This window comes from Lacrimispora amygdalina (assembly GCF_003432035.1).
Classification (GTDB): Bacteria; Bacillota; Clostridia; order Lachnospirales; family Lachnospiraceae; genus Lacrimispora; species Lacrimispora amygdalina.
This window is the reverse complement of sequence record NZ_QOHO01000018.1, coordinates 21,195-32,936: the sequence shown is the minus strand read 5'-3', so window position 1 is coordinate 32,936 and position 11,742 is coordinate 21,195. Positions and strand designations below refer to the sequence as shown.

Annotated in this window: 11 protein-coding genes; 9 read left to right on the top strand and 2 right to left on the bottom strand. The window is 44.0% G+C overall.

Annotated features, from left to right (window positions below; genetic code table 11):
- Window positions 1-110 precede the first annotated feature (110 nt).
- The 4 genes from DS742_RS06450 (at window position 111) to DS742_RS06435 (ending at window position 4,956) form a co-directional block, all read left to right on the top strand.
- Window positions 111-1,529: a S1C family serine protease gene (locus DS742_RS06450; RefSeq protein ID WP_117416169.1), complete on the top strand. Its 1,419-nt coding sequence runs from the start codon at window positions 111-113 to the stop codon at window positions 1,527-1,529.
- A 195-nt stretch (window positions 1,530-1,724) separates the two neighbouring features.
- The gene (gene clpX / locus DS742_RS06445; RefSeq protein WP_117416192.1) at window positions 1,725-3,125 is read left to right on the top strand and encodes an ATP-dependent Clp protease ATP-binding subunit ClpX; all 1,401 of its coding nucleotides are present in this window, start codon (window positions 1,725-1,727) and stop codon (window positions 3,123-3,125) included.
- Window positions 3,126-3,144: 19 nt separating this feature from the next.
- A complete protein-coding gene (locus DS742_RS06440) occupies window positions 3,145-3,612 on the top strand; it encodes a signal peptidase II (protein WP_117416168.1) in 468 nt (155 codons plus the stop codon).
- 87 nt (window positions 3,613-3,699) lie between these two features.
- A complete protein-coding gene (locus DS742_RS06435; RefSeq protein ID WP_117416167.1) occupies window positions 3,700-4,956 on the top strand; it encodes an HlyC/CorC family transporter in 1,257 nt (418 codons plus the stop codon).
- Between the two features lie 113 nt (window positions 4,957-5,069).
- On the opposite strand, the gene DS742_RS29190 is transcribed toward DS742_RS06435, so the two are convergent.
- Together DS742_RS29190 and DS742_RS06425 are read right to left on the bottom strand one after the other, a co-directional pair.
- Window positions 5,070-5,279, bottom strand: coding sequence for a hypothetical protein (locus tag DS742_RS29190; RefSeq protein WP_205692738.1), 210 nt, complete (start codon window positions 5,277-5,279; stop codon window positions 5,070-5,072).
- A 361-nt stretch (window positions 5,280-5,640) separates the two neighbouring features.
- Window positions 5,641-6,000 (bottom strand): TIGR04086 family membrane protein, encoded by a 360-nt coding sequence (locus DS742_RS06425; protein ID WP_117416165.1) that lies wholly within the window; start codon window positions 5,998-6,000, stop codon window positions 5,641-5,643.
- Between the two features lie 183 nt (window positions 6,001-6,183).
- On the opposite strand from DS742_RS06425, the gene scfA reads away from it, so the two are divergent.
- The 5 genes from scfA (at window position 6,184) to yajC (ending at window position 11,576) form a co-directional block, all read left to right on the top strand.
- Window positions 6,184-6,330, top strand: a complete 147-nt coding sequence (gene scfA / locus DS742_RS06420; RefSeq protein WP_097003442.1) for a six-cysteine ranthipeptide SCIFF — start codon at window positions 6,184-6,186, stop codon at window positions 6,328-6,330.
- A gap of 126 nt (window positions 6,331-6,456) precedes the next feature.
- Window positions 6,457-7,851 (top strand): thioether cross-link-forming SCIFF peptide maturase, encoded by a 1,395-nt coding sequence (scfB, locus tag DS742_RS06415; RefSeq protein WP_117416164.1) that lies wholly within the window; start codon window positions 6,457-6,459, stop codon window positions 7,849-7,851.
- Between the two features lie 61 nt (window positions 7,852-7,912).
- Window positions 7,913-10,072: a protein translocase subunit SecD gene (gene secD / locus DS742_RS06410; RefSeq protein ID WP_117416163.1), complete on the top strand. Its 2,160-nt coding sequence runs from the start codon at window positions 7,913-7,915 to the stop codon at window positions 10,070-10,072.
- A 10-nt stretch (window positions 10,073-10,082) separates the two neighbouring features.
- Entirely contained in the window at window positions 10,083-11,225 is a 1,143-nt protein-coding gene (tgt, locus tag DS742_RS06405; protein ID WP_117416162.1) for a tRNA guanosine(34) transglycosylase Tgt, read from the top strand.
- 54 nt (window positions 11,226-11,279) lie between these two features.
- Window positions 11,280-11,576 (top strand): preprotein translocase subunit YajC, encoded by a 297-nt coding sequence (gene yajC / locus DS742_RS06400; protein WP_117416161.1) that lies wholly within the window; start codon window positions 11,280-11,282, stop codon window positions 11,574-11,576.
- Window positions 11,577-11,742 lie beyond the last annotated feature (166 nt).

The window sequence follows — 11,742 nt, the reverse complement described above, 5'->3', positions numbered from 1 at the left end:
TTTTTCATTTCACATATTCAATATAGATTTATCACAGAATGGTCACATTTCATTGGTAGACTTTGATTATCAGAAGAGATAACAAACATACATGAAAGGAGATTGATGTTATGTATGACGAAAATAACAACATTGAAACAGGCCGGGCAAATCCGGAAGCCAATAAAGAAGAAGCCGTAACAACCAATTTTATTATGAGAGATCCGGAGCCGGAAAAGAATCAGTCTCAGAACAGCATTCCCCATTATCAGGAATACCGTTATCAGAGAACTCCGGACCAGATACCTTATCAGGAAGACGGCAGGAAAAGAAAAAAAGGCGGTTTTGCCAAAAAAGCAGCAGGAATTGTAGGCAGTGCGCTGGTATTTGGAATTGTTGCAGGCAGCACGATCGTAGGAATCAACTGGGCAGCAGGCTCCTATGCACAGAAAAATTCAGTGGAGATCAGCCGTGCGGAGACCGTGCCGTCCACACAAGCGAATAATTCTCTTCCGGCATCAAATACATCCAGTATTTCTGCAGTCAATGACGTATCTTCTATTGTTGACAAAGCAATGCCGTCGGTTGTAGCCATAACAAGCAAGGTTGTCTATGAAAGCCAGACATGGTTTGGTCCCATGCAGCAGGAAGGAGAGGGAAGCGGTTCCGGAATTGTTGTTGGTAAAAACGACGATGAACTCTTAATTGTCACCAACAACCACGTAGTTCAGGGAGCCAGTGAACTGAAAGTTACCTTTATTGACCAGACACCAGTGGATGCGGCGATTAAGGGAACCGATGCAGAGAGTGATTTAGCAGTAATAGCAGTTCCTTTAAAGAACATCTCTTCTGACACATTATCCAAAATAGCGATTGCCTCACTGGGCAAATCCGATACATTAAAAGTTGGGCAGGGAGTCATTGCCATCGGCAATGCACTTGGATACGGACAGTCCGTAACAGTAGGTTATATCAGTGCACTTGACCGTTCTGTACAGACAGAAGACGGAACCAACCGTGATCTGCTTCAGACCGATGCAGCCATTAATCCCGGCAACAGCGGCGGCGCCCTCTTAAATATGCAGGGAGAAGTAATCGGCATTAACTCAGCCAAATATTCCTCCACAGAAGTGGAAGGTATGGGATACGCCATTCCCATCTCAAAAGCACAGACAATCATTGACAGTCTGATGACAAAAAAGACCAGAACACAGGTTGCAGACAACGATCAGGGCTACTTGGGAATCCAGTGCAAGAACATTGATTCTACCACCAGCCAGCAGCTTGGTATGCCACAGGGCGTATTTATTTATAAAATTGTGGAAGGCGGAGCAGCATCCAAGTCAGATCTCCGTGAAAAAGACATTATCACCAAATTTGACGGGCAGGGAATCAAAACCTATGATGACTTGACTGGCATGCTTAAATACTATGCAGGGGGAACAACCGTTACTCTTACGGTACAGTCTCTTGAAAACGGACAGTATGTAGAACGTAATGTTGACATTACACTTGGCAAAAAGCCTGCAGATACAAACCAGCAGGGATAATAATGCAAAAAGAACGGACTCCTGAAATTCTGATTGGAATTTCAGGAGTTTTTTCTATTTCATTAAAAAAATCTAAACTGTCAGTCTCCTCTTGTAGGAGTCTTTTAAATGCTTTATAATAATTGGATATACCGAATAGAATTACAGATAAAAGGAGATTATACTTTGAACGATAAAGATTTTCTGGAGGAGAAGATGGAAGATAATAAGATCCAAAACTCTGATATTGATAAAGAAAAAAAAGATGACGAATCAGAATACGAAAAAATCTGTTACGTATGCCGAAGGCCGGAAAGTAAGGCAGGCGCCATGGTATCCATGCCGGGAGGTATGAATTTATGCCATGACTGCATGCAGAAGGCATTTGATTCGGTCACTCAGGGAGGTCTTGACTTAAGCAAGCTCCCCGGAATGCCGTACATGAATCTCAACCTTAACGATCTTGGAAGTTTAAACAAAGATTTAGAGATTCCCCAAAAACAGAAGATCAAAAAAAGATCAGATAAGGAACCAAAAAAGCAGCTGGAGCGAAAAGACATACCGGCTCCCCATACAGTCCGTCAGAAGCTTGACGAATACATCATTGGACAGGAACAGGCAAAAAAAGCTATATCCGTAGCAGTCTACAACCATTATAAGCGGGTATATTTAGCAGACGCCTTAGAGAAAGACGAGGATACCATTCAGATTGAGAAATCCAACATTCTCATGATCGGGCCCACGGGCAGCGGCAAGACATATCTGGTAAAAACGCTGGCCAGACTTTTAGATGTCCCCCTTGCAATCGCAGATGCCACTTCCTTAACCGAAGCAGGATACATCGGCGATGACATTGAAAGCGTGGTATCGAAGCTTCTCTCTGCAGCGGACAATGACGTAGAACGGGCAGAACGCGGAATTATTTTTATCGATGAAATCGATAAAATTGCAAAGAAGAAGAATACCAGCAGCAGAGACGTAAGCGGAGAGTCGGTCCAGCAGGAACTATTAAAACTTCTGGAAGGAAGTACCGTTGAAGTTCCGGTAGGTGCAAATCAGAAGAATGCCATGACTCCGATGACGACTGTCCGCACCGATAACATCTTATTCATCTGCGGAGGAGCATTCCCTGATCTGGAGGACATCATCAAAGAGCGGCTCAAAGAAAAGACTTCCATGGGATTTTCTGCCGAATTAAAAGACAAGTATGACAAGGATTCCAACATACTGTCCCGCGTGACCAATGAAGACTTAAGAAAATTTGGAATGATCCCGGAATTTCTCGGACGTCTGCCCATCACTGTCACATTAGAGACATTAACAAAGGAACTGCTGGTCCGGGTATTAAACGAACCCAGGAATGCCATATTAAAACAGTATCAGAAGCTTTTAGAACTTGATGAGGTAAAGCTGGTATTTGAAGACGACGCACTGGAGTGGATCGCAGAAGAGGCATTAAAGAAAAAGACTGGTGCCAGAGCACTTCGTGCCATCATTGAAAGCTTTATGCTGGATATCATGTATGAGATTCCCAAGGACCCCAACATCGGTTCCGTCATTATCACAAGAGCTTACTTAGACAAGAACGGAGGTCCCCTCATTCAGATGAGAGGATAAGAAGAAAGGAGAGTGAAACATGCTATATATCGGTATCATAGGTATCCTTGCGGCTCTCGATCTATTTATCAAGCAGTCCATTGAACAGCAAAACGACGATGATTTCCCAAAAGAACTAAAAGAAAGCGGCGGAAAGATCCTTCTATACAAGAATCATAATCCTGGTTTTTCCTTCGGTTACTTAAAAGAACATCCGGAGCTGGTTTCCATGATTCCCCTGGCAGTTGCGTCCTTTATCGGAGGAATGCTTGCATGCCTCTTAAGAAGCAAAGGAAAGACAGCAGAAAAACTTTCCTTATCAATCGCTCTCGGAGGAGCAGTCAGCAATCTTTACGACCGTCTGGTCCGTCATTACGTAGTGGATTATTTCAGTATTCAGTACGGAAAGCTGAAAAAAGTCGTCTTTAACCTGGGAGATTTCTTCATCTTTCTGGGCGCCGGCCTTATCATCATCATTGAAACCGTACGTGCATTCAAAGAACGCTGAACTTAAAAAAACGGCTGTCTTCTTGACACAGCCGTTTTTCTATTGTACAATCATTCATAAAATATTATAAAACAGGAGTTGATTTTTTTGGATTCGAGTGACTATATACAGTTGCTTATGTTAATTATTTTAGTTGGATTATCAGCATTTTTCTCATCCGCTGAGACAGCACTTACGACGGTGAACCGGATCAGGGTCAGAACTCTGGCAGAAGCAGGCAACAAAAATGCCATTACGCTTACAAAGATTCTGGAGAACCAGGGCAAGATGCTCAGCGCGATTCTCGTAGGGAACAATGTGGTCAACTTAACCGCCTCTTCCATGTCCACCACGCTGGTCATGAGTATCTGGGGGAATAAGGCGATCAGTATTGGTACCGGCATTCTGACGCTTGTAATTCTGGTTTTCGGTGAGATTTCCCCTAAAACCATATCGACCTTATATTCCGAAACAATTTCTTTAAAGTATGCAAAAATTATATATCCCTTTATGACAGTGATGACACCAGTTATCTATGTGGTGCACATCCTCTCTTCCAGCTTTCTGCGTTTCATTCACGTCAACCCAAACCGAAAGCAGGATTCCATCACAGAAGACGAACTTAGAACCATCGTAGATGTAAGTCATGAAGAGGGAGTCATTGAATCAGAAGAAAGAAAGATGATTAACAATGTATTCGATTTCGGAGATTCCGTAGCCAGGGACATCATGATACCCCGTATCGACATGACGCTGGTAGACGTGAATGCCACCTATGAAGAACTCATCGATATATTCCGTGAAGAGATGTACACAAGAATACCTGTATACGAAGATACCAATGACAATGTAATCGGAATCATCAATATGAAAGACCTTCTTCTAAACGACAACAGTACCGGCTTTCATATACGGAATTTCTTAAGAGAGCCTCTCTATACATATGAGTACAAGAAAACGGCTGAACTCATGATAGAGATGCGCCAGACCTGTAACAATGTGGTCATTGTACTTGACGAATACGGAGCAACAGCCGGCATGATCACACTTGAGGATTTACTGGAGGAGATTGTAGGAGAGATCAGGGATGAATACGATGAGGACGAAGAGAACGAACTTGTAGAAGTAGCGCCGTTTGAATATCTGGTGGAAGGTTCCATGAAGCTTGATGATTTAAATGACCGACTTGGTTTGGAACTGGAATCAGATGACTACGATTCCATAGCCGGACTGATAATCGGAATTTTGGATCGTCTTCCTGAACAGGGGGAAGAAGTGGTTTACAGTGATATCAGGCTGGTGGTGGAAGCCCTGGATAAGAACAGGATTGATAAAGTAAGGATGTACCTGCCTCACCAGGCGTAAGGGGGTTTTAGGGGTGTGAGGAAACAGGACAGAGCAAGAGGGGCTGAGACGGAGTTTCGGCGGGAGAACTTCTAAGGCCGGACAGGCACAAAAAACATGGGACCGGAAACACTTCACCCGAATTTCTGAAAGAAATTCGCGCTCAGGGTTTCCTCGGAAATTGGCTTTGAAGCCAATTTCCGCCCATGTTTTTTGCACCTGCCCGGCCTAAGAAGTTCTAACCCGCCTCCAAACCGTCTCAGCCCCTCTTCCTCTGTCCTGTTTCCCGCGACGCCGCTGAAAACCCACTGGAAGCCAATCCCCTCCACGTTTTCAATACTCATTAAGCGAAGATGCTGGTTATCCCGTCTTGTCCGAGACGTTTTTTTCCAGATGAAGAGAACGCGTCTGACTGAAAATGAGGAGTCCGGTCCCCGGATACGGCGAATTTTGCAGGGCGTCGATAGGTGTTAGGGAGAGAAAGTACGGAAATGAGGACAAAAAACGGACTCACAAAGTCCGTTTTTTAGGCGCCCTGAATCGGGTTTTCATCAGGAAAACCCGATGAATGGTGCCGGTGTCCTTATTTCCGTGCTTTCTCTCCCTTACACCTATCCCGCCCGAAACCATGAGCGTATCCGGGGACCGGACTCCTCATTTTCCGCCAGCCCCCCCTGTCTTCCCATCTCAAACACATCATCCCCGCTAACTAAGCATCCCCCCCGCAGTCCCACTGGCTGCGCAGATCGCCATCGTAGTCAGTATCTGATTCATCGACCCGTTTATCCCCCTGTTCAGCATAAAGGAAACCGCAAACAGCACAAGGAAATACAAAAGACCAAGTAACAGGCCCCAGAAGAACCTCCTCTGCTTTATGCTCTTTCCCATGAGAATACCTCCAAAGAGACAGGTGATGATGTAAACTGCATTGACACCCAGCCGGATCTGACCTTCCTTCAGCCGGAATCTATAAAGCGCTAAGGCCAGGATCACCAGCAGGACTCCGGTCAATATGTAGGTGACAAGCAGATTTCTAAGTGTGACCTGAAGCTTTGATTTTTCCATGTTATTACTCCTTATGTCTTGTCTTATGGTTCAGTATATTCGTCCATCAGGGAGGATATTCGAATATATTGGCGGTAGAAAAAAATGTTTGAGCACCTGCCGGAGGGGGCAATTCATCTTGCACTGGTTAAAAACATGTGGTATAATCTCAAAGAATTAGGCAAATACAGGAGGTGTAAGTTTATGAAACACGTGAAAACATTAAGTTCCAGTACTTTAAAAGAATCTATGAAAAAAGGCGGCTGCGGTGAATGCCAGACATCCTGCCAGTCAGCTTGCAAAACATCCTGTACAGTAGGAAACCAGAGCTGCGAGAACAGCAATCGTTAGTATAAAACTGTATAGAACAGCCATAAGGCAGATAAGCATATGCCCCTACGGTCGTTAGACGGTAGGGGTTGCTTCGCTTGTCTGCTAAAATGATTACGGGTTAAATTTTAATTAAGGAGAATACAGGTGATCCATCAATATATTAATAATGGCTTCCATATTATTATGGATGTCAACAGCGGTTCTGTTCATTCGGTCGATCCGGTTATGTATGATGCTGTGAAAATTGCGGCAGAACTGGTGCCGGATATGGAAGAGGCTGCAGCGCTTCCGAAAGAAGCGGAAGATAAAGTGCTAGAGGAACTTTCCGGGACCTATGAAGAGGCTGAGGTCAGGGAGGCTCTGGAAGAAATTCAGTTTCTGATTAATGAAGGGGAACTGTTTACGAGGGATATTTACCATGATTATGTGGTTGATTTTAAAAAGAGAAAAACGGTTGTAAAGGCACTTTGCTTACATATTGCTCATGACTGCAACCTCGCCTGTAAGTATTGCTTTGCGGAAGAAGGGGAGTATCACGGACGCCGTGCGCTGATGTCATTTGAGGTTGGAAAGAAAGCGCTGGATTTTCTGATTGCTAATTCCGGGAACCGGAAGAATCTGGAAGTGGACTTTTTTGGCGGCGAACCTTTGATGAATTGGGACGTTGTTAAACAGCTTGTTGAATACGGACGCTCAAAAGAGAAAGAATATAATAAGAACTTTCGTTTTACCATGACGACCAACGGCGTTCTTTTGAATGATGAGATTATGGAATACTGCAACCGGGAAATGAGCAATGTGGTGCTGAGCCTTGACGGACGCAGGGAAGTCAATGATCAGATGAGGCCGTTCCGTAATGGTAAGGGGAGCTATGAACTGATTGTTCCTAAATTTCAGAAGTTTGCTAAACTGAGAGGGACAAAGGATTATTATATCCGCGGAACATTTACCAGGAATAATCTGGATTTTTCCAAAGATGTGCTGGAATTTGCTGATCTTGGTTTTGAAAGTATGTCCATTGAACCGGTTGTGGCTCAGGAAGATGAGGATTATTCCATCAGGCAGGAGGATATTCCGGCAATTTTAGAGGAGTATGATAAGCTGGCTGTTGAGTATATTAAGAGACAGAAGGAAGGAAAAGGATTTAATTTCTTCCACTTTAACATTGATCTGACTCAGGGACCCTGTGTAGCAAAGAGACTATCAGGCTGCGGTTCGGGGACAGAGTATCTGGCAGTTACCCCTTGGGGGGATTTCTATCCATGCCACCAGTTTGTCGGGGAAGAAGAGTTCCTTCTCGGCAATGTAGATACAGGTGTGACAAACACACAGATCCGCGATGAATTTAAGCTTTGCAATGTTTATGCGAAAGACAAATGCCGGGATTGCTTTGCAAGGTTTTATTGCAGCGGAGGCTGTGCAGCCAACTCCTATAATTTTCATGGAAGCATTACGGATGCGTATGATATCGGCTGCGAGATGCAGAAGAAGCGTATTGAGTGTGCAATCATGATTAAGGCAGCACTGGCTGAAGAATAAGACTGAAAGAACTTGCTTTCAGACTTAAGCTTGTTTATTCCAAAAGTGAAGGAGAAAAGTCATGAAAAGTAACAAAGGCAAGGGCCTGTTAGGGCTGATTTTTGCACTGGCGATGGTTGGATTGTTCGGCTATTTCGGCTATACCACCATGGGTGACATTAAGCTTGGATTGGATCTGGCGGGGGGCGTCAGCATTACCTATCAGGCAAAGGAAGAAAAACCAAGTGCCGAGGATATGAAAGACACAATCTACAAGCTGCAGCAGAGAGTTCAGAACTACAGCACAGAAGCAGAGGTGTACCAGGAAGGGGACAACCGTATTAATGTTGATATCCCCGGCGTATCTGATGCCAATGCAATTCTGGAAGAGCTTGGAAAACCTGGCTCTCTGACATTTACAGATGAGGCTGGAAAAGTTATTTTAAATGGTAATCAGGTATCAACTGCGAAACCTGTTATTACTGAGAATAACGGCATCAAGGAATACATGGTAGATTTGACATTTACAGATGAAGGAAAAAAGATCTTCGGCGATGCAACGACTGCTAATGTAGGGAAGAGGATTGCGATTATTTATGATGGAAAGATCTACTCAAACCCAGTGGTTCAGGAACCGATTACCCAGGGACAGTGCCAGATCAGCGGTATGAGCTCTTATGAAGAAGCGGAAACTCTGGCTTCTACTATCCGCATTGGATCTCTTTCTCTGGAACTGGAAGAACTGCGTTCCAATGTAGTGGGTGCTAAGCTTGGACAGGAAGCTATTACTACCAGTTTAAAGGCAGGAGCGATTGGATTTGCAATTGTAGCCGTATTTATGATTCTGGTTTATCTGCTTCCGGGATTCGCTGCAGTAGTAGCATTATCTATTTATGTAGGTGTTATCTTAATTCTGCTGGAAGCATTTGAGGTGACTCTGACTCTTCCGGGAGTTGCAGGTATTATTCTTTCCATTGGTATGGCGGTGGATGCAAATGTTATTATTTTTACCCGTATCAAGGAAGAGATCGGATATGGAAAAACGGTTAAATCGGCAATTCAGGCCGGTTTTAACAAAGCGTTGTCTGCCATCATAGATGGGAACGTTACCACTCTGATTGCGGCAGCGGTACTTTTCTGGAGAGGTTCCGGTACAGTAAAGGGCTTTGCTTCTACTCTGGCTATTGGTATTGTTCTTTCCATGATAACTGCGCTGTTTGTGACCAAGTTTGTTTTAAACAGTCTGTTTAATTTAGGTTTTGACAAGGAAAAGATGTATGGAATTAAGAAGGACAGAAAGCCCATTGATTTCGTTTCAAAACGTATGATCTGGTTCTGCGCATCTTTGCTGGTGATTGTTCTTGGACTTGCATGGCTTGGCGTGAATAAGTCCCAGACCGGAAATATTTTAAATTACAGTATGGAATTTAAAGGCGGTACCTCCACCAATGTAACATTTAACGAAGATTTGTCTTTGGACAAAATATCTTCTGAGGTGGTTCCTGTTGTGAAGGAAGTAACCAAAGATTCAGATGTTCAGACTCAGAAGGTAGCAGGTACCAATGAGGTTATTATTAAGACAAGGACACTGACTGTAGCAGAGAGAGAAGCTCTGAATAAATCCATGGTGGATCACTTTGGCGTGGAAGAAGAGAAGATTACCGCAGAGAGCATTTCAGGAGCAATCAGCCAGGAAATGAAGCGGGATGCAATTGTGGCGGTTATCATAGCTACCATCTGTATGCTTCTGTATATCTGGTTCCGGTTTAAGGACATCCGCTTTGCCGGCAGTGCGGTACTGGCACTGGTTCATGATGTGCTGGTTGTGCTTACCTTCTATGCGATTTTAAAATGGTCGGTGGGCTCCACGTTTATCGCATGTATGCTTACGATTGTGGGTTATTCCATTAATGCTACCATTGTTATTTTTGACCGTATCCGCGAAAATCTGAAGACTCAGGTTAAGATGGAACTTTCTGAGATCGTTAACTTAAGTATTACCCAGACATTTACCAGAAGTATTAATACTTCTCTGACCACATTTATCATGGTATTTGTTCTGTATATTATGGGTGTATCCTCCATTCGCGAGTTTGCACTTCCTCTCATGGTGGGAATTGTATGCGGTACTTACTCTTCCGTCTGCATCACGGGATCTCTGTGGTATGTCATGACTGTAAATAAGGACAAGAAGAATTCAGCCGCAAAAGTAACTGCTAAAAACAGCAAAAAAACAAAGTAAGGAATTGTAAATGAACTATAAAATCATTGCAAAAGACGGCCGTGCAAAGAGGGCGGAAGTGACTACGGTGCATGGCACAATCCAGACGCCGGTGTTTATGAATGTGGGAACGGTAGGAGCGATTAAAGGGGCTGTATCCACGGATGATCTCAGGGAGATCAAAACCCAGGTGGAACTGTCCAATACCTATCATCTTCATGTGCGCACAGGCGACCGGTTAATTAAGGAATTCGGCGGGCTTCACCAGTTTATGAACTGGGACCGCCCCATTCTTACGGATTCCGGCGGATTTCAGGTATTTTCTCTCACTGGTCTGAGAAAGATAAAGGAAGAAGGCGTGTACTTCCAGTCCCACATTGACGGACACAGGATCTTTATGGGACCTGAGGAGAGTATGCAGATTCAGTCGAATTTAGCTTCTACCATTGCAATGGCATTCGATGAATGTCCGCCTCATCCCGCCACCAGAGAATATATGCAGAACAGTGTGGACCGTACTACCAGATGGCTGGAGCGGTGCAGGACTGAGATGGCAAGACTTAATGAACTCCCGGATACCATTAATAAAGATCAGCTTCTCTTTGGCATTAATCAGGGAGGAACCTTTGAAGATATCAGGATCGCCCATGCGAAGACCATATCTGCCATGGATCTTGACGGATATGCCCTTGGAGGTCTTGCGGTAGGAGAGAGCCATTCGGAGATGTACCGGATTCTTGATGAGACGGTGCCTTATCTTCCGGAAAACAAGCCCACTTATCTGATGGGGGTAGGCACTCCGGCTAATATTTTAGAATCTGTGGACAGAGGCGTGGATTTCTTTGACTGTGTTTATCCGTCAAGAAACGGCCGTCACGGTCACGTTTATACAAACCTTGGAAAATTAAATCTATTTAATTCCAAATTCGAGCTGGATCATAAGCCGATTGAAGAAGGGTGCCAGTGCCCTGCCTGCCGTTCCTACAGCAGAGCTTACATCAGGCATTTATTGAAAGCAAAAGAAATGCTGGGCATGAGATTATGTGTCTTGCATAATCTGTATTTTTATAATACAATGATGGAAGAGATTCGCGAAGCGATCGAGAATCACCGTTATGGAGAATATAAAGAGAGGAAGCTATCCGGCATGATGACCGGTGGATCCGGGGCATAAGGCCCTCTTTTAGGACAGGCAGACGGCAGATCGATATATAAGGAGGAAACGGTTATGTTATTAGCAACAGGCGGTACGATGGGCATGGGTTTCTGGGTAATTTACATTGCAGTAATCTTTGGCTTTATGTATTTTATTGCGATCAGACCACAGAAGAAAGAGAAAAAAAGACAGCAGGAGATGTTCGCCAGCATTGCAATCGGTGACAGTGTATTAACCAGCAGCGGATTTTATGGAGTTATTATTGATATGACTGATGATACGGTTATCGTTGAATTCGGCAACAACAAAAACTGCAGAATTCCAATGCAGAAATCAGCTATTGTACAGGTTGAAAAGCCAGAAGCATAAAAACCATTACCCGGAAAAAGAGATCTTTTTCCGGGTTTTTTCTTGTTCGGGGTTGACAGATGTTTCTATGTGAGATATACTTCAAAAGTAAACGGTTCAATAGTGAACTATTAAATGCGCTGGAACAGCTGTTCCAGTATACAGCGCAGGAATTTTCTCATATGAT